Source organism: Bacillus sp. BS1807G30, from assembly GCF_040047675.1.
GTDB classification, from domain to species: Bacteria; Bacillota; Bacilli; order Bacillales; family Bacillaceae; genus Bacillus; species Bacillus altitudinis.
The window spans coordinates 574,566-599,142 of sequence record NZ_CP157353.1; the positions used below are offsets into that span (position 1 = coordinate 574,566).

Annotated in this window: 28 protein-coding genes; 17 read left to right on the forward strand and 11 right to left on the reverse strand. The window is 40.2% G+C overall.

The genetic code is table 11. From position 1 onward, the window contains the following. Positions 1-7 precede the first annotated feature (7 nt). Genes tsaE through tsaD form a run of 4 tightly spaced genes read left to right on the forward strand, consistent with a single transcriptional unit; the run spans position 8 to position 2,629 of the window. Entirely contained in the window at positions 8-484 is a 477-nt protein-coding gene (gene tsaE, locus ABG082_RS02915) for a tRNA (adenosine(37)-N6)-threonylcarbamoyltransferase complex ATPase subunit type 1 TsaE (RefSeq protein ID WP_007496038.1), read from the forward strand. Continuing rightward, the gene (tsaB, locus tag ABG082_RS02920; RefSeq protein ID WP_348936507.1) at positions 465-1,154 is read left to right on the forward strand and encodes a tRNA (adenosine(37)-N6)-threonylcarbamoyltransferase complex dimerization subunit type 1 TsaB; all 690 of its coding nucleotides are present in this window, start codon (positions 465-467) and stop codon (positions 1,152-1,154) included. The genes tsaE and tsaB overlap by 20 nt, the downstream gene beginning before the upstream one ends. Positions 1,155-1,179: 25 nt before the next feature. Next, on the forward strand, positions 1,180-1,608 hold the full coding sequence (gene rimI, locus ABG082_RS02925; RefSeq protein ID WP_008344382.1) for a ribosomal protein S18-alanine N-acetyltransferase: 429 nt from the start codon (positions 1,180-1,182) through the stop codon (positions 1,606-1,608). Further along, complete coding sequence (tsaD, locus tag ABG082_RS02930) at positions 1,601-2,629, forward strand: tRNA (adenosine(37)-N6)-threonylcarbamoyltransferase complex transferase subunit TsaD (protein WP_019743791.1); 1,029 nt, start codon at positions 1,601-1,603, stop codon at positions 2,627-2,629. Before rimI ends, tsaD begins: the two co-directional genes overlap by 8 nt. 468 nt (positions 2,630-3,097) lie before the next feature. On the opposite strand, the gene ABG082_RS02935 is transcribed toward tsaD, so the two are convergent. Next, on the reverse strand, positions 3,098-5,020 hold the full coding sequence (locus ABG082_RS02935; protein ID WP_035703485.1) for an ABC-F family ATP-binding cassette domain-containing protein: 1,923 nt from the start codon (positions 5,018-5,020) through the stop codon (positions 3,098-3,100). 138 nt (positions 5,021-5,158) lie between these two features. Here ABG082_RS02935 and moaC point away from each other — a divergent pair, with 138 nt between their 5' ends. The 4 genes from moaC to tatC are packed head-to-tail and all read left to right on the forward strand — an operon-like array spanning position 5,159 to position 7,297. After that, on the forward strand, positions 5,159-5,650 hold the full coding sequence (moaC, locus tag ABG082_RS02940; protein ID WP_026050052.1) for a cyclic pyranopterin monophosphate synthase MoaC: 492 nt from the start codon (positions 5,159-5,161) through the stop codon (positions 5,648-5,650). 15 nt (positions 5,651-5,665) lie between these two features. Further along, on the forward strand, positions 5,666-6,319 hold the full coding sequence (locus tag ABG082_RS02945; protein WP_007496025.1) for a redox-sensing transcriptional repressor Rex: 654 nt from the start codon (positions 5,666-5,668) through the stop codon (positions 6,317-6,319). A 27-nt stretch (positions 6,320-6,346) separates the two neighbouring features. Beyond that, positions 6,347-6,526, forward strand: a complete 180-nt coding sequence (locus ABG082_RS02950) for a twin-arginine translocase TatA/TatE family subunit (RefSeq protein ID WP_008344374.1) — start codon at positions 6,347-6,349, stop codon at positions 6,524-6,526. 6 nt (positions 6,527-6,532) lie between these two features. Then, positions 6,533-7,297 (forward strand): twin-arginine translocase subunit TatC, encoded by a 765-nt coding sequence (gene tatC, locus ABG082_RS02955; RefSeq protein WP_348936508.1) that lies wholly within the window; start codon positions 6,533-6,535, stop codon positions 7,295-7,297. Positions 7,298-7,336: 39 nt separating this feature from the next. Here the strand turns inward: tatC and ABG082_RS02960 are convergent, their stop codons facing one another. The 3 genes from ABG082_RS02960 to ABG082_RS02970 are packed head-to-tail and all read right to left on the reverse strand — an operon-like array spanning position 7,337 to position 8,946. Beyond that, positions 7,337-7,963, reverse strand: a complete 627-nt coding sequence (locus ABG082_RS02960) for an NUDIX domain-containing protein (protein ID WP_348936509.1) — start codon at positions 7,961-7,963, stop codon at positions 7,337-7,339. A 57-nt stretch (positions 7,964-8,020) separates the two neighbouring features. Further along, positions 8,021-8,215 (reverse strand): YdiK family protein, encoded by a 195-nt coding sequence (locus tag ABG082_RS02965; RefSeq protein ID WP_017366710.1) that lies wholly within the window; start codon positions 8,213-8,215, stop codon positions 8,021-8,023. After that, positions 8,212-8,946: a CPBP family intramembrane glutamic endopeptidase gene (locus ABG082_RS02970; protein WP_046342812.1), complete on the reverse strand. Its 735-nt coding sequence runs from the start codon at positions 8,944-8,946 to the stop codon at positions 8,212-8,214. Before ABG082_RS02970 ends, ABG082_RS02965 begins: the two co-directional genes overlap by 4 nt. Before the next feature lie 229 nt (positions 8,947-9,175). Here ABG082_RS02970 and groES point away from each other — a divergent pair, with 229 nt between their 5' ends. The 6 genes from groES (at position 9,176) to ABG082_RS03000 (ending at position 15,321) form a co-directional block, all read left to right on the forward strand. After that, a complete protein-coding gene (gene groES / locus ABG082_RS02975) occupies positions 9,176-9,460 on the forward strand; it encodes a co-chaperone GroES (protein ID WP_003214120.1) in 285 nt (94 codons plus the stop codon). A gap of 56 nt (positions 9,461-9,516) precedes the next feature. After that, the gene (gene groL / locus ABG082_RS02980) at positions 9,517-11,151 is read left to right on the forward strand and encodes a chaperonin GroEL (RefSeq protein ID WP_007496015.1); all 1,635 of its coding nucleotides are present in this window, start codon (positions 9,517-9,519) and stop codon (positions 11,149-11,151) included. A 775-nt stretch (positions 11,152-11,926) separates the two neighbouring features. Then, a complete protein-coding gene (locus tag ABG082_RS02985; protein ID WP_348936510.1) occupies positions 11,927-13,204 on the forward strand; it encodes a hypothetical protein in 1,278 nt (425 codons plus the stop codon). Positions 13,205-13,702: 498 nt separating this feature from the next. Then, positions 13,703-14,155 (forward strand): MarR family transcriptional regulator, encoded by a 453-nt coding sequence (locus ABG082_RS02990; RefSeq protein ID WP_348936511.1) that lies wholly within the window; start codon positions 13,703-13,705, stop codon positions 14,153-14,155. A gap of 21 nt (positions 14,156-14,176) precedes the next feature. Beyond that, the gene (locus ABG082_RS02995; RefSeq protein WP_348936512.1) at positions 14,177-14,695 is read left to right on the forward strand and encodes a GNAT family N-acetyltransferase; all 519 of its coding nucleotides are present in this window, start codon (positions 14,177-14,179) and stop codon (positions 14,693-14,695) included. A 20-nt stretch (positions 14,696-14,715) separates the two neighbouring features. Continuing rightward, positions 14,716-15,321 carry an FMN-binding negative transcriptional regulator gene (locus ABG082_RS03000; protein ID WP_348936513.1) on the forward strand — a complete coding sequence of 202 codons (606 nt, stop codon included), beginning with the start codon at positions 14,716-14,718 and terminating at the stop codon, positions 15,319-15,321. Between the two features lie 34 nt (positions 15,322-15,355). Here ABG082_RS03000 and ABG082_RS03005 read toward each other — a convergent pair whose 3' ends face one another. Beyond that, on the reverse strand, positions 15,356-16,234 hold the full coding sequence (locus ABG082_RS03005) for a D-alanyl-D-alanine carboxypeptidase family protein (RefSeq protein ID WP_348936514.1): 879 nt from the start codon (positions 16,232-16,234) through the stop codon (positions 15,356-15,358). A gap of 204 nt (positions 16,235-16,438) precedes the next feature. On the opposite strand from ABG082_RS03005, the gene ABG082_RS03010 reads away from it, so the two are divergent. After that, positions 16,439-16,864 (forward strand): hypothetical protein, encoded by a 426-nt coding sequence (locus ABG082_RS03010; RefSeq protein ID WP_348936515.1) that lies wholly within the window; start codon positions 16,439-16,441, stop codon positions 16,862-16,864. A 46-nt stretch (positions 16,865-16,910) separates the two neighbouring features. Here ABG082_RS03010 and ABG082_RS03015 read toward each other — a convergent pair whose 3' ends face one another. The 3 genes from ABG082_RS03015 to ABG082_RS03025 all read right to left on the reverse strand — a co-directional run bounded on the left by ABG082_RS03015 (position 16,911) and on the right by ABG082_RS03025 (position 18,830). Next, positions 16,911-17,261, reverse strand: coding sequence for a DUF4064 domain-containing protein (locus ABG082_RS03015; protein WP_008344359.1), 351 nt, complete (start codon positions 17,259-17,261; stop codon positions 16,911-16,913). Between the two features lie 138 nt (positions 17,262-17,399). Beyond that, positions 17,400-17,867 (reverse strand): hypothetical protein, encoded by a 468-nt coding sequence (locus ABG082_RS03020; protein ID WP_348936516.1) that lies wholly within the window; start codon positions 17,865-17,867, stop codon positions 17,400-17,402. A 288-nt stretch (positions 17,868-18,155) separates the two neighbouring features. Then, positions 18,156-18,830 (reverse strand): hypothetical protein, encoded by a 675-nt coding sequence (locus tag ABG082_RS03025; protein WP_039170029.1) that lies wholly within the window; start codon positions 18,828-18,830, stop codon positions 18,156-18,158. A 209-nt stretch (positions 18,831-19,039) separates the two neighbouring features. Between ABG082_RS03025 and ABG082_RS03030 the strand changes: the two genes are divergently transcribed. After that, entirely contained in the window at positions 19,040-19,408 is a 369-nt protein-coding gene (locus tag ABG082_RS03030) for an RlpA-like double-psi beta-barrel domain-containing protein (protein WP_008344356.1), read from the forward strand. A gap of 73 nt (positions 19,409-19,481) precedes the next feature. Continuing rightward, a complete protein-coding gene (locus ABG082_RS03035; RefSeq protein ID WP_052320937.1) occupies positions 19,482-20,531 on the forward strand; it encodes a hypothetical protein in 1,050 nt (349 codons plus the stop codon). 218 nt (positions 20,532-20,749) lie between these two features. Here the strand turns inward: ABG082_RS03035 and ABG082_RS03040 are convergent, their stop codons facing one another. From ABG082_RS03040 to gabP, 3 genes are all read right to left on the reverse strand, one after another. After that, on the reverse strand, positions 20,750-21,124 hold the full coding sequence (locus ABG082_RS03040; RefSeq protein ID WP_007496965.1) for a carboxymuconolactone decarboxylase family protein: 375 nt from the start codon (positions 21,122-21,124) through the stop codon (positions 20,750-20,752). Between the two features lie 268 nt (positions 21,125-21,392). Beyond that, positions 21,393-22,922 carry a multicopper oxidase domain-containing protein gene (locus tag ABG082_RS03045; RefSeq protein WP_008344352.1) on the reverse strand — a complete coding sequence of 510 codons (1,530 nt, stop codon included), beginning with the start codon at positions 22,920-22,922 and terminating at the stop codon, positions 21,393-21,395. Between the two features lie 97 nt (positions 22,923-23,019). Further along, a complete protein-coding gene (gabP, locus tag ABG082_RS03050) occupies positions 23,020-24,408 on the reverse strand; it encodes a GABA permease (RefSeq protein WP_348936517.1) in 1,389 nt (462 codons plus the stop codon). Positions 24,409-24,577: the final 169 nt, after the last annotated feature.

Genomic DNA, 24,577 nt, shown 5'->3' on the forward strand with positions numbered 1-24,577 from the left:
CTCCACCATGAAGTTAACGTGGACAACAAAAGGTGCGGATGAGACGAAACGAATTGCTGCTGCCTTGGCTACACTTGTGATGCCCGGCGATGTCTTAACATTAGAAGGAGACTTAGGCGCAGGTAAAACGACTTTTTCAAAAGGTTTTGCAGAAGGCTTAGGTATTACCCGTATCGTCAACAGCCCTACTTTTACAATTATTAAAGAATATACGGATGGCAGACTGCCACTTTATCATATGGATGTGTATCGTATGGAAGATGCGGAAGAAGATATTGGACTGGGCGAATATTTTGAGGGGGAAGGTGTGTGTTTGGTTGAATGGGCACATCTCATTGAACCTCAATTGCCTTCATCGTATTTAAAAATTGAAATGCTGAGAACAGAACGTGAAGAAGAACGTCATCTCACGTTTTATGCAAAAGGGGAGCGCTATGAGGCCCTTTGTAAGGAGATGAAAGACATTGACCATACTGGCAATTGATACGTCAAACCATACACTCGGAATAGCTCTTGTCCGTGATGACACTGTGGTTGGGGAAAGTATTACGTACTTAAAGAAGAATCATTCAGTACGTGCAATGCCGACAGTTGAAGCACTGATGAAAGAATGCGGCGTAGCACCGAACGAATTAAGCAAAATTGTTGTAGCCAAAGGACCCGGTTCTTACACTGGCGTTAGAATCGGTGTGACCATTGCAAAAACACTTGCTTGGACGCTGTCTATTCCGATAGCTGCTATTTCAAGTTTAGAAACGCTGGCGGCAAATGCTCGATATTTTGATGGAATGATTTCTCCTATATTTGATGCAAGAAGAGGACAAGTTTATACAGGGTTATATACATTTGAAGGTGGAAAGATAAAAGAAGTGAAACCTGATCAAAATATCCTGCTCACTGATTGGCTTCAAGAGCTGAAAAAGGAAGGGAACCCTGTTTTATTTCTTGGACATGATGTGCATCTTCATCAAGAGAATATACTCTCCATACTTGGAGAAACCGCCGTTTTAGCAGACGAGGCATTTCACAACCCAAGACCTTCAGTGCTCGCATTTTTGGGGGCAGACCGCCCAGCTGAAGATGTCCATCAGCTTGTTCCTAATTATATTCGTTTGGCAGAAGCGGAAGTGAAATGGCTTGAAGGACAAAAATAATCTCAACACAGTAGAGATGCGAAGAATGACAGTAGAGGACATCCCAGAGGTATATACGATTGAAGTGCATTCGTTTACAGCGCCTTGGAAAAAAGAGTCGTTTGTCTATGAAATTCTCCATAACCAATACAGCCATTATTTCCTCATTGAAGAAGATGGTCAGCCTGTTGGGTATTGCGGCGTTTGGATTGTCATGGATGATGCACAAATTACGAATATTGCGATTCTCCCTGAGCACCGGGGAAAAGGATACGGGGAAGCGCTGCTTCGATATGTCATGGAATTTTGCAAAGAAAAAAAGACAGATCATCTTTCACTAGAAGTGCGGGTATCAAATACGCCAGCACAATCCCTTTATGAAAAGCTAGGTTTTAAACCAGCTTCTATTCGAAAGAATTATTATACGGATAACGGGGAAGATGCATTAGTCATGTGGGTGAAGATAAATGAGTGAAAAAAAAGATCGATTCATATTAGGTATAGAAACAAGCTGTGACGAAACAGCTGCGTCCATTGTGAAAAATGGGAAAGAGATCGTAGCGAATGTTGTCGCCTCACAAATAGAAAGCCATAAACGATTTGGCGGCGTGGTACCAGAAATCGCTTCAAGGCATCATGTGGAACAAATGACGATCGTATTAGAAGAAGTCATGACGCAGGCCAATATGACCTTTCAGGATTTAGATGCCATTGCTGTGACAGAAGGTCCAGGCTTAGTTGGTGCACTTTTGATAGGTGTCAATGCAGCCAAAGCACTGAGTTTCGCACATCAAATTCCGCTTGTAGGTGTTCATCATATTGCTGGACACATTTATGCGAACCAGCTCGTTGGTGAACTGGTGTTTCCTTGTTTAGCTCTAGTCGTCTCTGGTGGGCATACTGAGCTTGTTTTGATGAAAGAGCATGGGTCTTTTGAGGTTATTGGTGAAACGTTGGATGATGCGGCTGGAGAAGCGTATGACAAAGTAGCTCGGACAATGGGTCTGCCATATCCAGGGGGACCTCACATTGATCGATTGGCACATGAAGGGGAGCCAACGATTAAGCTTCCTCGAGCATGGCTTGAAGAAGGATCCTATCATTTTAGCTTTAGCGGTTTAAAATCAGCGGTCATCAACACATTACACAATGCGTCTCAAAAGGGTGAAACCATTGCGCCAGAGGATTTGGCTGCAAGTTTCCAAGAAAGCGTGATTGAGGTGCTGGTTGGAAAGACATTAAAAGCGGCTGAATCGTATGGTGTGAAACAAGTCGTTCTAGCTGGCGGGGTTGCTGCCAATAAAGGTCTTAGAGAAGCCCTTACTTCAGCATTTGCGAAGCTACCTGAAGTGAATGTCATGATTCCGCCATTGTCTCTTTGTACAGACAATGCAGCCATGATTGCTGCTGCGGGAACCATTGCATTTGAAAAGGGAATAAGAGGCGACATGGCAATGAACGGTCAACCTGGACTGCCGCTTGTCTCCTATAAATAAGAACTCCTGTGGATATACAGGAGTTTCAGCGTGTAGACAAACCCTCGCATTCGGTGTCAGTCCTGCGTGCTGGTGCTCACGACTATCAAATTCGCTCCGCGCCAGTACTCGTCCTTCCTAGACTGCAAAGGTTTTCTATCACGCTGAAAAGAAGACAAAGGACTAAAATAAAGTTCATTTTAATCCTTTGTCAACAATTTGGAACTCCTGTGGATATACAGGAGTTTTTTCTCTTGAAATGAAAGCGATTTATTCACATGTAAACGTTATATATCCACAATTGTTAGAAAATTCGTTTTAAAATGAAGAGAATGTGTATAAATGTGATCTTTTATGTGGATATGTGATTAAAATACTGTGGATAAAGTGGATAACTTCAAAATATTTAAGAATAATCAAGATGTTATTGTGGGTATCATTGTGGATAAAGATTCTCACCTTAAAAAAGAGCACCCGTTAGGGCACTCTTTATGCATCTGATAGATCTTCCCATTCCGCAAAAAGTGATTCCATCTCTTGATTGAGCGCATCATTTTCTGTTTGAATGGCTTGTACCTTCTCGTGATCTTGGAAAATAGCAGGATCACATAGAAGCTCTTCGTTTTCACCGAGCTTGTCTTCGATGACAGCGATACGCTCTTCAATTTCTTCAATTCGGCGCTGCTTTTGTCTTTCTTTCTTTTTGAGTTCTTTCTCTTCTGCATAGGAAAGTTTTGCTGTTTCTAATGGTTTTTCTGCTTGTTTTTTATGCGTCTCCTGAGTTTGGAGTGCTTCAAGCTCTAATTGTTCGTTTTTCTTTTCAAGATAGTAGTCGTAGTCACCGAGGTATTCTTTTGTTTCATCTGGCGAAAGCTCAAGTACTTTTGTTGCCAAGCGATTGATAAAGTAACGGTCATGTGAAACAAACAAGATGGTGCCTGGATAATCTATTAGTGCATTCTCTAATATTTCCTTACTGTCCAAATCAAGATGGTTCGTCGGCTCATCGAGAATGAGGAAATTGGCTTTTTGGAGCATCAGCTTTGCCAGTGCAAGTCGTGCTTTTTCTCCACCACTTAAAGCATGTACAGGCTTTAAGACGTCATCACCTGAAAAAAGGAAGTTTCCTAAACAAGTCCGAATGTCTTTTTCAGTCATATGGGGATAATCATCCCAAAGTTCATTTAACACTTTCTTGGAGGATGTCAGCTTGGCTTGTTCCTGATCATAGTAGCCAATCGTCACATGAGAACCAAAGCTGATATCGCCTTTTACTGGTTTTAACGTATCCGTTAAGGTTTTTAAAAGAGTTGATTTCCCGATACCGTTAGGACCGATGAGTGCCACGCTATCCTCCCGTTTAATATGAAAAGAGAGGGAGGAGAGGAGCGGCGTTTTTTCATCGTAACTAATATCGAGATCATGCACCTTCAGCACGTCATTTCCGCTTTGCCTCATAATATCGAAATGGAAGTTTGCGGATTTTTCATCTCCTAACGGCTTATCTAAACGATCCATCCGTTCCAGCTGTTTCCGCCTGCTTTGAGCACGCTTTGTGGTGGAGGCTCTTGCTAAGTTGCGATCCACGAAATCTTGAAGCTTCGAAATTTCTTCTTGCTGTTTTTCATACAGCTTCATATCACGCTCTAGCTGCTCAGCTTTTTGATCAAGATACTTACTATAGTTCCCAGCGAACTTTTTCATCGCTGTTCTTGACACTTCATATACATGGTTTACGACTTTGTCTAAGAAGTATCGGTCATGGGAAACGATGAGAATGGCTCCTGTATAATTTTGCAAATACTGCTCAAGCCATGATAAGGTATCAATATCTAGATGGTTGGTTGGCTCATCCAAAATCAAGAGTTCTGGTTTCATCAATAATAGCTTTCCAAGCGCTAGACGAGTTTTCTGACCGCCGCTTAAGGATTGGACGGTTGTATGATCTTCAAAATGACTAAAGCCGAGTCCGTGTAAAATGGAGCGGACATCTGCTTCATATTGGTAGCCGCCTTGATCTTTAAATGCTTGCTGCAGCCTGTCATAGGTTTTCATTAGAGAATCTAATTCTGTTCCTGTGGAAGAAGCCATTTTCTCTTCTATGGTTCTCATCTCTTGTTCCATTTCTTTTAAATGATCGAAAACGGATAGTAGTTCGTCTTTTAGCGTACGTGTAGACGTCACATCTGTATGCTGTGCGAGATATCCAATGGATAGGTCTTTCGGTTTGATGATCTCACCTTGTTCGTAAGACATTTGACCGGCAATGATTTTTAAAAGCGTGGATTTTCCTGCACCGTTACGACCAACAATGGCAATACGATCCCTCGCTTTGACTTCCAATTTTATATTCGTTAAAACGGTATCAGCGCCAAACGATTTGGACAGCTGATTCACTTGTAGAATCATCATGTAACTTCACCTCTGCTATAATATGTTAAGTGTAGCTTATCAGCAGTAAACCGGCAAATCTTACATACGGCTGCGATGGTCAAATGAAAGACAGATAGGAAAAAATAGTGTATGATTTGTGTGAGGGAGCGTTGAAAGATGAGTCAATTTAGCCACTTTAACGAACAAGGAAGAGCAAAGATGGTCGACATTAGTGACAAATCGTCTACAGTGAGAACTGCAGTTGCTGTTTCAAGCGTTCGTATGATAAAAGAAGTATTTCATCAAATACAAAAGCATGATATTGGAAAAGGGGATGTGCTGTCTGTCGCACAAGTAGCTGGCATCATGGCAGCAAAGCAAACGTCCAGCATCATTCCAATGTGTCATCCGCTTGCATTAAAAGGTGTCGATATCTCCTTTGATTGGGAGGAAGACGGAAATGCGTACATTCTGAACATACAAGTACAAGTGAAAACAAAAGGAAGTACGGGTGTGGAGATGGAAGCGCTCACTTCTGCCTCAGTATGTGCACTGACCGTTTATGACATGTGCAAAGCAATAGACAAAGGGATGATCATCGGCCCGACCTATCTAGTAGAAAAAACAGGCGGGAAAAACGGTGATTTTCACAGAGCATCTGATATTTAAGTTGGAGGATCTTATATGAATATAGACCAGTCAAAAATTCCACAAGCGACAGCCAAACGTTTGCCGCTTTACTACCGTTTTTTAAAAAATCTGCATGCATCAGGAAAACAAAGGGTGTCATCAGCAGAGCTTAGTGATGCAGTCAAAGTGGATTCTGCCACCATTCGCCGAGATTTTTCTTACTTTGGTGCACTTGGGAAGAAAGGGTATGGCTATAACGTCGATTACCTCTTGACCTTCTTTAGAAAGACGCTTGACCAAGATGAAATGACGAATGTCATGCTCATCGGTGTCGGGAACTTAGGGACTGCTTTTTTACATTATAATTTCATTAAAAATAATAATACAAAAATTTCAATGGCTTTTGACGTCAATGAGAGTAAAATAGGAAGTGAGATAGGCGGCGTGCCTGTCTATGATTTGGATAAGCTTGAAGAGCATGTGAAAGAGGTAGGAGATATTCCTGTTGCGATTTTGACAGTGCCTGCCGTAGCAGCTCAATCCATTACAGATCGTTTGATTGCCCTTGGCATCAAAGGAATCCTTAACTTTACGCCGGCTCGATTGAATGTGCCGGAACACATTCGAATTCATCATATAGATTTGGCGGTTGAACTTCAGTCTCTTGTGTATTTCTTAAAGCATTACTCTGTTACACAGGAGGACTGACGAAAAGGGGTAAAGGGGGTGGAGCAAATGGGTCCGATCGGTCCTGGAAGTTTGGTTCTGATTGCGGTTGTTGCGCTCATTATTTTTGGGCCGAAAAAGCTTCCTGAATTAGGAAGAGCAGCAGGAGATACATTACGTGAATTCAAAAATGCCACAAAAGGTTTAGCTGATGATCAGGAAGAAAAAAAGAAAAAAGAAGATCAGTAGAATAGGATGAGCTTCATGAATGTCAAAGATATGCCGCTTATGGAGCATATTGTGGAACTGCGAAAACGTTTAGTGATCATTGCGATGTTTTTTGTCACCTTTATGGTGGCAGGTTTTTTTCTCGCTAAGCCGGTCATTGTGTATTTACAAAATACCGATGAAGCGGCTACACTGACATTGAACGCATTTAAGCTCACAGATCCACTGTACGTGTTTATGCAGTTCGCTTTTGTCATTGCTCTTGTTTTGACGTGTCCCGTAATTTTATATCAGCTTTGGGCGTTTGTGAGTCCTGGCTTATATGAAAAAGAAAGAAAGGTGACACTTGCTTATATTCCGATTGCACTGCTTTTATTTTTGAGCGGTGTGGCTTTCTCTTATTTTATTTTGTTTCCGTTTGTCGTCGACTTTATGATGCGGATGTCAAATGATTTACATGTGGAGCAAGTGATTGGGATTCATGAGTATTTTACATTTCTGATGCAGTTAACACTTCCATTTGGCTTTTTGTTTCAGATGCCTGTCGTGTTGATGTTTCTCACTAGACTTGGCGTCATTACACCGATGTTTTTATCGAAAATACGGAAGTATGCCTATTTTGTCCTCCTTGTCATTGCCGCACTTATTACACCGCCAGAGCTCGTTTCTCACCTCATGGTTACCTTGCCAATGCTCGTTTTGTATGAAGTGAGTATTGTCATTTCAAGAGTGACCTATCGCAAAATGCAGCAAACAGAGACAGAGGAGAAAGAAAATGATGTTGTCTCATAAAAAAGCATCGTGATCCAAATAGGGGTCACGATGCTTTTTCTATTGTGAAAGAAATTGATTGATTGCTTGAAAGAGATGCTCATAATAGGCAGGTTCATGCGGGACAAAATCATGTATACGGACCTCTCTCTTTTCCTCACGTCGCTTGCCGTCTGCATCCACTTCAAAGCCCTCGATATTCATTTTTTCGCATTCTCTATTTAAAAGCTGCTGTGCATCCATCAGCCTTGCTCTATAAAGTCCAGCAACTTCTTCTTTCTGTAGATGGACATCCATGTGCTCTTTTTGATGCATATAAAGATACACATGGCAAAACTCACGATCGGTAAACGAAGGCATATGGATTTCATCTTTAATGACACCAGCAAAGGTAAGGTTCTCAAACGAGATGGAGAGACCAAGCTCTTCTTCGACTTCTCTGATGCCATCAGGAGGCTGTTCATCTGCGAGAAGGTGGCCTGCTGCTGTGATATCAAATAGAGAAGGGAAATCCTTTTTGGAGGGACTCCTCAGCTGAAAATAGAGAAACACTGTGTCATCTTCCTTTTTTAAAAGCCAGAAATGAAAGGTTTCATGCCAAAGGCCCTCAGCATGGATATCAGATCGAGCGGCTGTACCAATCGTTTCATGCTGATTGTTCATGATGTTCAGTTTTTCGTGTTCCATCAAAACATGACCTCCATAAAAAAACCATTTTCCAAACGGCGGAAAATGGTTTTTGCTTTATTTTTGCTGCTGTTTTTTCATTTTGACAGAAAAAGCAAACATTTTTAACGCGATATTAATATTATAGGCCGCAAACACCATCAGCAAAATGCTGTAAAATGACCACATGTCACCTGGATTTTGAATGGCCATATAGGTGAACGCCACACCTACGGCAAAATAAATAATGCCCCATACGACAGGGTTTCTCATGAGAAAAAGCCTCCAATAATCATTTGCATTGTTTGAGATTGTTCTTCAATCATTTTTCTTACTGGCTCAATCTGCACAAGGATCACGAGCGAATTCATCAGCATATGAGCACCGATTGGCACAATGATTCGTTTTGTTTTCGCATACAAAAAGGCAAATGTAAAGCCCATTGCGGTATAGAGCAAGATATGTGGGAAATCATTGTGTACAGCAGCAAAAACCACTGAACTGACAAGAGCGCCAATGAAAAAATTCGTTTTTTCATAAACGACACCAAAAATGATTTTTCGAAAAATGATTTCTTCTAATATCGGTCCAATCAGAGCGATGACGATGACAAGCCATGGAACTGCATCCATAATGGCTAAAATGTTTTGAGTATTTTCGGATTCTCGGCTAATGCCAAATGCATATTGTTCAATCGCCCCCGCAATGGATTGTGCAAAGAGGGAAAGAAAGAAACCGCCAATGATCCAAGCGATTGCCACGCCGACTGATGCCGGTGCTTCATTTCGAAGTGAAGCTTTTGGTACAGTCCGAAGGATGAGCAGAATAATGATTAGTCCAATACAGAAGCTGATGATTGTCCATGTTCCTGACAATTTGGAGAGCTCTGCTTGTGTCATCGGTGTCTGAATGTAACCTAACCACTTCATGATGAACACATACGGAAACGCAGAAACCTGCACCAATATATACGTTAAGATGATGTACCAATATTGTTTTTTCAAGTAACGAAAACCCCTTTACTAAAAGAACTAGATTTATTGTAACACAAGTCTTCTTTTTCGTTGAAAAGGAAAGAATTTGAGTTGAAAAAAGATCATGAAAGCGTAAAAATTTTTAAAGGTTTTTACTTGAAATTGCAGAAGACATTCTTTATTATAATAAATGTGTTAGCACTCGTTGATGATGAGTGCTAAAAAAGACTACATATAAAAATTGAGGAGGTTGTTTCTTATGTTAAAGCCATTAGGCGATCGCGTAATCATTGAACTCGTTGAATCTGAGGAAAAAACCGCTAGCGGTATTGTCTTACCGGATTCTGCAAAAGAAAAACCGCAAGAAGGTAAAATTGTTGCAGCAGGTTCAGGTCGTGTACTTGAAAGTGGTGAGCGCGTTGCGTTAGAAGTAAACACAGGCGACCGCATTATCTTCTCAAAATATGCAGGCACTGAAGTGAAATATGAAGGAAAAGAATATTTAATCCTTCGTGAAAGCGACATTTTAGCTGTTATTGGTTAATCACATAAACAAAGATTGAGATATATTTCTAAAAAGACTGAGGAGGTTTCGTTATTATGGCAAAAGATATTAAGTTCAGTGAAGAAGCACGTCGTGCGATGTTACGTGGTGTAGATGCACTTGCAGATGCTGTAAAAGTAACTTTAGGACCTAAAGGACGTAACGTGGTTCTTGAGAAAAAATTCGGTTCTCCACTTATCACAAATGATGGTGTAACGATTGCAAAAGAAATCGAATTAGAAGATGCATTTGAAAACATGGGTGCAAAACTTGTGGCTGAAGTTGCAAGCAAAACAAACGATGTAGCTGGTGACGGTACTACTACTGCAACAGTTCTAGCTCAAGCGATGATCCGTGAAGGTCTTAAAAACGTAACAGCTGGTGCAAACCCTGTTGGCGTGCGTAAAGGCATCGAAGAAGCAGTGAAAGTAGCACTTGAAGGCTTGCACGAGATTTCTAAACCAATCGAAGGTAAAGAATCAATTGCTCAAGTTGCGTCTATTTCTGCAGCAGATGAAGAAGTCGGCAGCCTCATTGCTGAAGCGATGGAGCGTGTAGGAAACGACGGCGTCATCACAATTGAAGAATCTAAAGGTTTCACAACTGAGCTTGAAGTGGTTGAAGGAATGCAGTTTGACCGTGGATACGCTTCACCATACATGGTCACTGATTCTGATAAGATGGAAGCGGTTCTTGAAAATCCTTACATCTTAATCACTGATAAAAAGATCACAAACATTCAAGAAATCCTTCCTGTACTTGAGCAAGTCGTACAACAAGGAAAACCATTATTGATCATTGCTGAAGATGTAGAAGGCGAAGCACTTGCAACACTTGTTGTGAACAAACTTCGTGGAACATTCAACGCAGTGGCAGTAAAAGCACCTGGATTCGGTGACCGTCGTAAAGCAATGCTTGAAGACATCTCTGTTCTAACTGGCGGAGAATTAATCACAGAAGACCTAGGACTTGACCTGAAATCAACTGAAATTGGTCAGCTTGGCCGTGCGTCTAAAGTGGTTGTCACAAAAGAGAACACAACGATCGTAGAAGGCTCAGGAGATTCTGCTCAAATCGCAGCACGCGTGAACCAAATCCGTGCTCAAGTAGAAGAAACCACTTCTGAATTCGATAAAGAAAAATTACAAGAACGCCTTGCAAAACTAGCTGGCGGCGTTGCTGTCATCAAAGTTGGTGCTGCAACTGAAACAGAACTAAAAGAACGTAAACTACGCATCGAGGATGCACTGAACTCAACTCGTGCAGCAGTTGAAGAAGGTATCGTATCCGGTGGTGGTACAGCACTTGTGAATGTATACAACAAAGTCGCTTCCATCGAAGCTGATGGTGACGTTCAAACAGGTGTCAACATCGTGCTACGTTCTCTTGAAGAGCCAATTCGTCAAATCGCTCACAACGCAGGTCTTGAAGGATCAGTCATCGTTGAGCGCTTGAAAAACGAAGAAATTGGCGTAGGCTTCAACGCAGCAACAAACGAATGGGTAAACATGATCGAAAAAGGAATCGTTGACCCAACAAAAGTAACTCGCTCTGCACTTCAAAACGCAGCTTCTGTAGCAGCTATGCTTCTTACAACTGAAGCAGTCGTAGCTGACAAACCAGAAGAAGGCGGCTCAGGCGGCGGAATGCCGGATATGGGCGGCATGGGCGGTATGGGTGGCATGATGTAATCATCGCCCAGAACCCTTGATAGTAGAGGGTTTATGAGGTTGTGAAACATGAATTGCTAACTTCGGTTAGTTTTTATAACTGAATATAACTCATTAGAGAAGACTTTTTGTAAGTTCAGTGAACTTACAAAAGGTCTTCTTTTCTATATTATTGGTCATCTGAGTGTAGATATTCATGGTTGAATTAATGTCAGAATGACCAAGTCGTTCTTGAATCTCTTTCAAGCCAGCTCTTGCCTCGATAAGGAGAAAGGTATGCGTGTGTCGGAAGCTATGAGGTGTAATATGTTTATTAATCTCATGTTTTCTAAGTAAGCTCTGGAGTGGGATCGGTACCAGTTTCATGACTCTGGGATAACCAATGTTGTCTGCAAAGATAAAACCTGATATAACAATCGTTGTTTCATCTTTATGGGTTTTAATTCGTATCCAGTCTTTACATTGTTCGGATTGTAGTAGGTTTTTGTAATCCGTATTGCTTTTTTTGTAAAATCAATATCTGTCCACTTTAATGCAAGTAACTCACTTACACGCATGCCTGTGTAAGCCAATGTTACAAAACATAAATAATCCAGATAAAGACTTTCTGCTTTCTGTTAGGTCTTTTCCAAAAAGTTGTTATATATATCATTTGTGTAAATTCATTGGTTTTAATTATCTTATTTAAGGCTTGTCTTTCACTAGTTATTCTTCACTTTTTTAACAAATTGTAGTGAGTATTTTTGTATTTTATTAAGGAAAAATAACTCAGAACAACTAAAAAAGGAGGATTTCGATGATAGAAATAAACGATCAAAAACAGTATGTAAACCCGGGTGTCTTACCAAGTTTCTTTAAAGATGTTGAAATTATCGGACCTGCTCACCTTGAAATACCAAAGTATCGAGAATCGCATGCTAACATTACAGAGGGTAAAGTGAATTTTGATTACACTGCAAAAGACAGTCCAGGTTTATTAGCGACTAAGGAAGTGAGAAAAACTTACCAAACAAGCGATTACAAGAAAATAAAAGAAATGCAAAAAATTGCTGCAGCAGACATATTACCTTTACGTGAAAATTTAAAACAACATGGGGATCAAGCTTGGATAAAAGTTGAAAAAGATGGTAAACAATTCTATATGTGTTGGACTCAAAAAGCATCCATGTGGGCATTTCCGGAAAATGTTAAAAAAATCTCAACTCCGAATGGAGAGACCAAATACCTGCATGTAGTACAGTTTGGCACCTATTCGGCTTCAACAGGAATTGCAGGTATTCAAGCGTACAATTTAGAAGCGGATGTACTACTTGAGGCTTCTGCAATCTCGTTACTAGTAGCTATAGCAATGGCTGGATTGGTAAATTCAGCAGTTGGTTATACTATATCTGTCTTATCTTTATTGTTAGTCGAGGCAGCAGCAAAATTAGGTATAGAGGAAGCCGCATTCATGGTCCCTGTAGGGGTAGCCTCTGCTGTAACATTAGTAATATTATCTATAATTGTTGTCGTTGTGTTTATTGGTATAATTCAATTATACAATTTTATTCACAAAGAATATTATGTTAATTTGCAAATTTACAACTGGGATGCTAAGAATGATTGGGATATTATAAGGCAGTCTGAAGGAAATGCGACGATTCCATCAGATAAACCAGATGAGGATACTAAGAATCTTAGTATTAAATTGAAGAAATTGAATGAAGTGATACCACCTCCCGGATTCACTCCGATAGAACCTTTAGACTGTACATGTTCGTATGCAACGGTAATATGGACAAATGTTAATAAATGGCTAGAAGGGCTGTCAGTCGCTCTTCAATTTCAAAAAAATAAAGGTGAGTTTATATGGGCGTTTAATTGTCCATTTGTTGCAAACAACCAACAAAAAGCAGAAGATGCAATGCTTACTTCAGAAGGACTAGATAATTATCGAGTCTATCCAAACTGGAATCCCCACCCATTGGATTTCCAAATTATAACTTACGATGGGACTCCTATAAGTTGTAGCATGGATGCATTATCAGGGGACTCCAACAATTTATATAATGCTGTTATTAATATAGGTAAATAAGGGTTCTTCATAAAAATTCCTCCTTGAATTTGCTAACTTATTTTTCATTTCTTATGGAACTCTATGAGAAATAAGAAATCATAAAGCTTGATTTAAAAGGTTTTGAACTTCTATGGCGATATTACGATAACCCCTTGAAATATAGGGGTTTTTGTTTTGTCTATTTTTTGGTTAAGAGCGTTAAATGAATTGAAACTTTCACCGCTTTACATCCGTTAACTAAAGAGACAGTGATTTTTTGGTTTTATCTAACATAAAGAGATGAGATGATTTTAAAAAGAAAAGCGGTGATCATATGGGCTTTACGACTTGGGTGGCGATTATTGTTGCACTGGCTGTCGTGTTTGGATTGTTTGGATCGAAGAGGCGTGATAAATAGAGAAAGAGTTGAAAACCCACTTTCAATTAAGAAGTGGTTTTTTTATTGCAAATACAACATTAATCAATTATACTAACTTTAGTTATTTGTTGTAAATGCAATAAAAGGAGTCGAGGTACATGAAAGAAATTTTGCGGGAGATCGGCGTGATTGCTCGCGCGCTTGATTCGATTAGTAACATTGAATTTAAAGAGTACGATTTAACGAAGGGGCAGTATTTGTATCTTGTGCGTATTTGTGAGGAGCCGGGCATCATTCAGGAAAAGTTGGCGGAAATGATTAAGGTGGATCGAACAACGGCTGCCCGGGCTATTCAAAAATTAGAGCTGCATGAATTTATTGAGAAGAAAGATGACTCAGCGAATAAAAAAATCAAAAAGCTGTTTCCAACTGAGAAAGGGAAAGCCGTCTATCCAATGATCAAACGAGAACATGATCATTCAAATCGGGTAGCGCTGGATGGGTTTTCTGAAGAGGAAGCGGAACAGATTTATGAGTATCTTCTAAGGGTGCGAAAGAATATCGAAAAAGATTGGGAAGATGTGAAAAAAGGCAAAAAGAGAAGCTACTAATGACTAAGGAGGGGTTACTTCATGACCGTCACGCTCATTCGGTGTAATGAACAACATATAAAAGAGCTGCAAAAAATCGGAATCGATACTTTTATAGAAACGTTTCATGACCAAAACAAGGCGGAGCATATCGACGCATATGTGAAGACAGCTTTTCATTCGAACCAGCTGTTAAAAGAATTACAACATCCCTTTTCACAATTTTATTTTGTTCAAGTGAATGGACGCCTTGCTGGTTATTTGAAGGTCAATATGGACGATGCACAGTCAGAAGAGATGGGTGATGACACATTAGAAATTGAACGCATTTATATCAAACAGTCCTTTCAAAAACTAGGATTAGGTCGATATTTAATGAATCAAGCCTTTGAAATTGCAGAGAAACACCATAAACGTGATGTTTGGCTTGGGGTATGGGAGCATAACAAAGCCGCCATGGCATTTTATCAAAAGCTTGGGTTTGTTCAAACAGGAGTGCATGCTTTCCAAATGGGGGACGAGGAGCAAATGGACTTCATTATGACCAAAACATTGAGCTGATCAAAAAGGGTAAAGGGTACTTGCATATGCCATCATTTTTTCAAGTGAAAGATATGGAGAAAATATTTATTCAATCACATTCATTTGCTACAGTTGTGACGACAACGAATGAAAAGCCCATTGCGACCCATATTCCAGTGAGTTTTCATCAAATTGGCGATTTGTATGTGATCTCAGGGCATATGGCGATTGGAAATCCTCAGTGGAAAACATTTGAAGAAAATGAGAAGGTGCTCGTCATTTTTCAAGGGCCGCATGCCTACATATCCTCTTCATGGTATGAGAAAGAAGCCGTACCGACGTGGAATTATCAAGCTGTACATGTATATGGAAAGGCTGCACTGCTCGAAAAATCAGAACTGGTCAAGGAATTAACAGCGATGCTGGAGACATATGAAAGTCATAGAGATCAGCCAGTGTTATGGGATACGTTGTCTGAGGAACTGCTAGAGAAACAAATGAAAGGGATTGTTGGCTTCAAAATCATCATTGATGAAGTTCAAGCTGCTTTTAAGTTAAGTCAAAATCGCCATGAAAGAGATTATGCTCGCATTATTGAACAGCTGGAAGCAGAGGGTGAAGTGGAAATGGCGGCTGCGATGAAAAAAAGAGAAGAGAATATATGAAAAAGCACTCTGAATAAAAAGAGTGCTTTTGTTGTTATCCTTTTATGTTCAAATATTCTTCGAGGGTTTTGCCGCTCTTTTTCACTTTTTTCGCATTGGTTGATCCGAGGTATCTGAGGTGCCATGGTTCATATTGATAGCCTGTCACTTTTTCTTTACCTTTCGGATAGCGGATGATAAAACCAAATTCATGGGCATGTTTGGTCAGCCATTTCGCTTCTTTTGTATTGGCAAAAGAATCTTCAGCCCAATGTTTTGAATTGGCACCGCCTATATCAAAAGCAAGGCCGGTTTGATGTTCGGAATAGCCTGGTCTTGCGCTAAATCGATCTGCTTGTTTTTTGCCATGAGAGGCGACGTAATTGTTGTACAAGACACGCTGACGGTCGTATGAACGGAAGGTGCTAAAAGCGGTGAGTCGGATGTTTGCTTTTTTTGCTTTCGCGATCATAGCGTTTACTGCTTTTCTCGCTTGTTTGTTTTCTCCGGGATTGTATGAAGACGGGAGTCTATGTTTCTTATTCACAACCAATATCCCTTTTACATACGTACCTGGCGTTTTAGTGGAAGGAGCAGCATATGAAGCTGGTGAGCTTTTGCCTGCTTTTTTGATATATTGAGAGCTGACGTAACCCGTCTTTCCTTTATACTTTGTTTGAATCCATGAACCATTCTTTTTAAGATAAGGAATCCTTTTCCCTTTTGGAATGGTCAATATCACTGAATATTTTGTTCCAGGTCCCTTGCGAAGATGAACATTCGCTGTTGTCACGTATTTCGGTGCGGCTGCTTTTGCGACTGGTGTCGCATGAGTCATGTGTAAAAAGGGCAGCTGGACAGGAAAGAGTCCAAGCCCAAGTACGAGAACCACACTGACAATAATTCCTTTGATCCACGGGTATTTCATCTTCATTTCTCTCATCCCTTTCAATCTACTAACATACATATATTGAGATAGATTGAAATAAAGTGCAATGGTTTTTTTATGCCAATTGAGATTGAATCATATCATAGGTTCTTTTTTTGTTTAAAATTACATAAAAAAATCCACTATCTCCATAAAAAATCAGATGAATTCCTTATAATAAAAGTATCTGAGAACGGGGAGTGAGTCGAGATGGACCAAAACGTGCTGCAAATGGATCAAGACAGATCAGAGAATGAATTCACGGTTCTTAATATATCTTCTAAAGAGATTGGTGCTCTATCAAAGGGAGTAGCGGAGCAGATTTTACAAACGGGAGATACGGACCGTATTCATCAGCTGATGTACGTTCCGATTGAAAAGAAAGAAGATTTGAATTGGCTGATCCAATGTGTTGGGGAGGCGCTAAAGAATGAAGTTGGTGATGACGTTGCACTAGAAGTAGCTGATTTGCTCTATTTCTTTGTCATTCCGTATTATGGGAAGTATATGTTGAAAGATCGTCATTTGTATGAGGATATCGATCATTTGCTGGTACGATTAGCATCTAGAGCTCACTCGGATATTGACACGCTGATTGATATCATAAGAGAAGATTTAAATGAAAATATACAATAAAAGAAGCTTGTAGAGCGATCCTCTACAAGCTTCTTTTATGTGAACGTTATTCAGCAGGAACTGTTTTGACAGGCTCTTTTCTAAACACACCCATGCATCCTGCGATGAGGATTAATACAGCTGGAAGGATAAAGAACATAGAAATAGAAATAATACCACCAACAGCAGATACTAATAATAAAATCCCGCCAAGCTTTGCTTTTTTCTTCACGATAACAGATGCCACAATCGCAAGAATAGAGAAAAGCATCGCTGCCCAGCCTAATCCTGTGATTTGACTCGTACCTGATTCACTAAATGCGGCATCGAGTCCTCCAAAGGCAATGGCAAACATTGCACCGAAAAATCCAAAAATACCTCCAATTAAGCCTAAAACAAATTCCGTTGTTCTTTTCATGGTACTTTCCCCCGATATGTAAATAAGAATTATTGGTACTTAAGAACCAACACAATCTTACTCATCGGCATTCTTTTCACAATGTTAATAGTTTTGTTAAAAAAAACAAGAAAATCCATAAAGAATTTTCTTGTCCAATTACTGGGCTCTCTCCCAGGTAATCTTTGTTTCATTTGTTGTTTTCTTCCCTTTTGACAGTATTTTTCCATTTTCCTGTTTCACGGTAATGTTTAGGTCATAAAAGGAGTAGAGGGCGCCGAGGCTGTCATTTTCCGGTTTATGCAGGTTGTTTTCCTTTTCAGTGGATGCACCAATAGCTAGTGTTTTGGCATAGTTCAAACCAATGACTTCAGCGTAATCACTATTGGTCTCAGATGAAGCCGTCACGTTTAAGGAAATGACTTTTTTCTTTTGATCAACGGTGATCGCTGTGTCTTTTACGAGCTTAGACTGCTCCATGACCTCTTTCGTTTCATTTTGAATGCGTTCATTAATCGTTGGAAGTGCCGTAGATTCTGTTTTTTCTTCTTTTGCCGTATTTGAGCAAGCTGCTAGGATAGAGAAGGTTGCAACAAGACTCATGAAAACAAGTAGACTTTTTCTCACGTTCTTTCTCCTTTGTTCTTCAAAGTATGTATGCTTATGTTACCATGAATTGATGTTTTGATTAAAAGAGAAGTGTTGATAAGCTGTGAACAATCAAAAGCACCCAAAGTTGGGTGCTCCGCGTGTAGACAAACCCTCGCATTCGGTGTCAGGCCTGCGCGCCGGTGCTCGCCCTTCCTAGACTGCAAAGGTTTTCTTGCACGCTGAAAAGAAGACAAAGATCTAAAATAAAATCATTTTAGCTCTTTGTCAGCAATTTTGAAGCACCCAAAGCTGGGTGCTCGTGTTTTATTGTGCTGAAAGGGTTGTACTAAGTGGGATAGACGAAATGACCGTGAATTTTGGAGCCGGAGCACCAGATTCTAGATTTTTGCGTAAAAGAGATGATTTGACGGTGCCGTCCCATTTTTTATAGACACTTCCAGATGTATTTGCACGGAGCTGTACATTAGAGAAGCTTGCTTGCGAGTAGCTGTTTGTTCCATTATCTTGTACGCCGTGAACCATTTTGACGACATCGAGGTCTTTCAGACGACTAGGATTGAAAACAGGCTGTTTATAACGCAGTTTCCCGTTGACGTATAGTGACACTGTGCCATCACCATTGTTGATGAGCTTTAAGTTGACACGTGCACCATCTTTAATACTTGAATCGTATTCGCTGTTCCAATATTGACTGCCGCCTTGGGAGCCGGTGCCCAGGAAGACCTTATAGCCAGAAGATGTTTTTGAAATCCCGCTTTCAACAACGGCAGAACCGAGACCAAGATACCAGTCGGCATAGCCATTTTTAATAGTGGCTGTTTTTGGCAGCACAATATCAGCCGAGATACCTGACCATTTGGCTTCATCCGTTTGTGTCACGATGGCGCCGTGACGAGGACCAGCCGCAGAGGCAGGAATACTTGAAAGCATCAAAACAAAGATCAAACTTACACTCAAAACGATGAACCACTTTTTCATGAAAATTCCTCCTTATCTTTGATTCATTTCTATTATATAAAACGAAAGGGGAGGTCTACTTACGATGTTCTGGCTGTTTTTGGTGAAATTTATGAACAAAATCGGTCATTAAGTGGTCAACTTGTATTCGAATTGTAATGTGACTGTAAAATAACTGGGTGCATCTTCATGTATAATAGGGTCAGAAACCAAATACGGAGGATTTTTTAATGAATAAAAAGCTTATCGCGACAATCGTAACAGTAGCTAGTTTATTTTTAGCGTTTAGTTTCTCACATGGAGCAAGTGCAAAAAAAGTAAGCGGCAATATTACTTGGTATAATGGTGTCGGTAAAAAAGGCGCAGATGGAAAAAAACTCGGTCATTGGGATGCAGCAACAAAAATGGGATTTGACGTACCGAAAAAAGGTACAAAACTAAGAGTGACAACAAAAGCGAAACCACATAAAGTGATTACAGTATATAAATATGATGTAGGTAGAATGCCAAACGCAGTATTAGACGTAAGTCCGAAAGCATTCAAAGCACTTGGGTATTCAACAAGTAAAGGTGTCGTCAAAGGGCATTACACTTATTAATACATAGGCATGCAAAGAAGCGGGAAAAGTTCATTTTCTGGCTTCTTTTCTTGTGGAGAGGGTCTGAAAGTCAATGAAAAAATCAACATGGTGGATCATCACAGTGATTGGAGTCGCAGTGATTGCGGCCGTTATTTTCTTCATGATGAAGCCTGGGCAAGAGGCGAAACAGGAAGGAAATGTGAAAACAAATCAAGATGCAAAAGACGAATTGCTTGTTTCTTTTACGGATCAAAAGTTAAACAATACTTATTACTTGCATGACAAGGCGCTTCATACAGAGAAACTGACAGCATATCCTTCAATTGCTTATGATCAGGCGAAACAGCTTTTATACTACACGTATACAAATGAAGACACACAAAAAGTAAGTATACGGGAATTGAATGTGAAAACGGATAAAGAAAAAACGCTCTTTACGAGTGACGATTCAATCGACAGTATGAGACTTTCTGGTGACGGAAAACAGTTATATCTAAGGTATAACAAGGATTCAGGTGAGCAATTTTATGTAGCGTCTTTTGATTTGAAAACACAGAAAGTGAAAGTGTTATATCCAGAAAAAAGTGATGATGATACGGTGAGTTCTTTTGCTTATGATCCAGCATCAAATCTGTTGGCCATTCAGCATTATTCGTTAAAAGAGGATTATAAAAAGACGGATGAGGCAAATGAAAAAGGAATGGATCCTGAACCAACGACCATGAAAATTACCCTTCAAACAGGTGAGAAGGGTAAGCGAATTGCACGTATTTCTCAAACCATCAATGATATTTCTTTTTCGCCAGATCATAAAAAACTCATTTATACAGAAGTGAAGGTTCGAAATGAAAAAGAAGTATCATCTATTAAGGTGATGGATGTAGATACAGGAAAAACGAAGACACTCGTTAAAAACAGCCAAGATGTGCGTATTTTAAGTGCTGCCCAGCCGCAATTTTCTGCGGATGGTACATCTGTTTATTTCTTAGGTGTTGCAAAGAACGCAAAGGAATTAAAGGATGACACAGGACGAAAGGCGAAGGTCAGAACCATTTTTGAATACGATATTAAGAAGAAAACAGTAGAAACCGCTTGGGAGAAAGAAGGCGGGATTGTTAACAATTTCACTGTCAATCGGTAAAAGATGCGCGTTCAGTTATTTCATATAACTGGACGTTTTTTTATTTTGTTATGGGATGTGTCGGTGAAAAATGCGGATTTGTGAAATGAACAGCACTTTTTAAATAAGGAAATGAGTGGTATTTTGATATTTTGCTGCTGTGACAGAATCAGCGTAAGAGAGTAAAGTAAGTGGAAATAAAAAAACGAGAGGACAGAAGACTTCTCGTTTTCTCTTATTTATTTATTGTTTTCATCTAGTAAGTTTTGAAAAATAAACAAGGCATTAATGGAATGAGGGAATCCTGCAACCTTTGTACAGTGCTTAATGATCTCCATAATCTCTATAACAGAGAGCCCGATATGTAATGCTTGTACAAAATGAGCTTTTAACTCTTCATCACAATCACCTTTTGCAATGAGAGCCGATAATGTGCTGATGGCCTTCTGTTTTTCATCTAATATGAAGTGATTGAATTCTTTTTGTTCACCGAGTTCAATTGTTAGTTGTTCAATGTTTGATCGAATGCTCTCATTTTCATGAATTGAAAGCTTCTCCCTGTTACCTGCCACTGTTTCTTGCTTGACCTGGCAAGTCTCTTTTTCTTCATTCAAATTGAACTCCTCCGTTTTTTATGACGATTTTCTATTTGTTTGTGCATGGTTTCTTAAGTGCCTTTTGATAGAGGTAATGGGTATATAGTAGTATTATCGGTTTACTTCGTCAACTTTTTAAGTGTGGAATGTTCAAATAAATGCCATTCATGCGATACATTGTTCGTTTTTTCTCATGGAGATTGAAAAGAAAATAGAGGGCTAATATATAGAAGCTGTTAGCCCTTTTTCATATTACGCAATTAACAGAGAGGAGGTTTCATATTTACTAAATGATATCCATCGGCCGCATCATGTCATAATCCTCATGTTCTAAAATGTGACAATGCCACACATATCGTCCGCTATATGGGACAAACCGAGCGATGATTCGAATGACTTCACCGGCATGCGCCTGAATCGTATCCTTGTAACCTTGTTCATGCAAAGGAGGCGCTTCATTTGGTCCCGTGTACACGATTTCACCTGTCGATTGATAGATGTCTGTATCGAATGGTCTTCTATCAATCACTCGAAATTGAACAAGATGTAAATGAATAGGGTGTGTACCTCTTGTTGGATTAACGATGTTCCATACCTCTACACTGCCAAGTCGAGGATTTTCTGTGACAGGATCATTCCAAAACTGGTTATCTAGTAATAAAATCGGGCGCCCATATTTATCTTGTGTGCCAGTAAGGGTCAGCGTTCGCTCGTTATCAGCTCGGCTCGGCCGGAGCGGTGGCAGTGGTTTGAATATCGGACGTAACGTTTTAGCTGCTCTTCCTTTGAGCGGACGAGTGACTTTAAATTGCATAATGTTCGCATCTGTTTCTGGATTGACATCCTGACCGCAGCCTGCCGTATTTTTTAAAACAATCGTTTTGTTTTCGTAAGCTGAGAAGTCGATGATGACATCAAAACGTTCAGCAGGTGCAATGCTAAAAGATTGGTGATGAACAGGTCTTGGCAAAAAGCCGCCATCAGATCCAATTTGTAAGATTGTGGCGTCGTTATCTAGATGAAGCTCGTAAGTTCTTGTATTGGACGCGTTTAAGATACGAAAACGATATTTTCGCGGCTCTACTTCTAAATATGGCCATACTTTTCCATTGACTAAAATCGTTTCCCCGCAAAAAAATGGCACGATGGAGGGATCTGGAAGGTCACTATCTTCTGGTGTGTTATTTGGTCTACTTGGGTAAAACAGTGCGCCATCCTCCTGAAACGTCCGGTCCATGATCATTAAAGGGATATCATATTCATCTTTTGGTAATTCGAGCGATTTTTCAAATGCATCTGAGATCAAATAAAAGCCAGCTAATCCGGCGTATACATTTAATCGTGTCAATGCCATGGCATGATCGTGATACCACAATGTGCATGCTTGCTGGTGATTAGGGTATTCGTAAACCTCTCGTTCAAAGAAGGGGCCGGTCGCTTCAAAGTCTCGCGAAAACCAAGCCTCTGGATAACCGTCACTGCTTGCAGGTGTCACGCCCCCATGCAGGTGAACGACTGTTTTGACTTCGGGTTCATCATGATGTCCAGCGTGAATGGTATGATCGACAGGCAGGAAGTGTTTCAGCGGCAATTTGTTCATCCATTTCACTTTGACCTTTTCATTTCGATTCGCTTTAATGGTTGGACCAGGCAAACTGCCATTATAGGTCCATAGCTTGGTTGGGGGCAGATCTCTATGAACTTTTAGGAACACCTCCTCCATAGCGATTTCATAATACGTTTGTTTTGGGTTTTTTTTGACGGGCTCTGCGACTTCTGGAATTGGCAGCTCGTCAACAAACTTTTCTAGGTTCATGTTGACTAATCCTCACTTAAAATCAATTTGATACATTATAAGTGCGGACATCCAAATAGGTGAATAAAATAAAAAAACCCGCTTTTCAGCGGGAGAATTAAGGGTGTTTATTTTCAAGCGCTGCACTTGCAGGCACTTTTTTGTTTGGTTTAAAGATGAAGTAGGCGACTAGTACACTGATGGTAATGATGCTTGTCAGTATGAGCTGAGGTCTCATTGATTCGATAAACAGCATAGAGGCCAAGATGGCGCAGATGACCAAAATGGTAAAGTACGTAAGGTATGGGAACAGCCACATTTTGATTTTGAGTTGTTCTGGATTTTCTTTTTCAATTTTACGACGCATTCTTAATTGTGAAACGGCAATGACCAAGTAGACAAGAAGTGCAATGGCACCAGAGGCATTGACTAGAAATAGAAAGATGGTTTCAGGGTAAAAGTAGTTCATCATGACGGCAATATAGGAAAAGAAGGTACCAGCGACTGTAGCTGCTACAGGGACACCGCGTTTGCTGATTTTCATAAAACGTTTTGGTGCTTCGCCTCTTTCAGCTAATGAATAAAGCATTCTGGACGTTGTGTATAGGCCGGAGTTTAAACAAGAAAGAACGGCTGTTAAAACAATGACGTTCATGACTTGAGCGGCTGATGGGACACCGATGTATTCTAATACTGCAACGAACGGACTTGTTAAAATACTCGCTGAATTCCATGGGAGTAACGTGACAACGACAGCGATCGACCCGACGTAGAAAACAATAATACGCCATACAACTGAACGAGTAGCTGTTGTCACAGATTTGACAGGGTCTGCTGACTCACCTGCGGCAATTGCTACAATCTCGGTTCCCATGAATGAAAAGATGACAACGACAATCCCGAGGAGCACAGAGCCGAACCCGTTTGGAAGGAAACCGCCATTCCCCGTTAAATTGGCAAGACCTGCAGTATGATGACCGCCAAAACCAAAGATAAATGCAAAACCAATGAGTAGGAATAGAATAATGCTGACGACTTTAATCAATGAAAACCAATATTCAAATTCGCCAAAAGATTTAACAGAAAAGATATTTGTCAAAGTTAAGAGGATTGTGAGGATAAGACTTGTGAGCCAAACAGGTGCATCTCCATACCAATATTGAATAATGGCAGCACCGGCAATGGCTTCAATGGCGATGACGATGACCCAGAAGAACCAGTAAAGCCAGCCGATTGTAAACCCAGCCCACGGGCCGATGGCGTCGCTCGCATATTGTGAGAAAGAGCCGCTTGTCGGATAGGCACATGCCATTTCTCCAAGCATTCTCATAATAAAGATGACCAGAAGTCCGGCAAATGAATAGGAAAGAATCGATCCAGGCCCTGCAGAATGAATGACAGCACCACTACCAACAAATAGCCCTGCCCCAATGACCCCGGCAATGGAGATCATTGAAATATGTCTTGTCTTAAGGTTTTTTTGAAGACCGTTTGTCATGTTGGACATTTCTTTACCTCCAAACATTTCTCTTTTATTCGAGAGTTTGTTTTTAGAATATTTTAAATTTTATCATACTGAATTGTCATTCAGCATTGGACAGGTTATCAAACTGACATTTCAAACCTCTTAACATGATGTTAAAAAGTATAAAGGATTTGAGAGATTATGTTCCCTC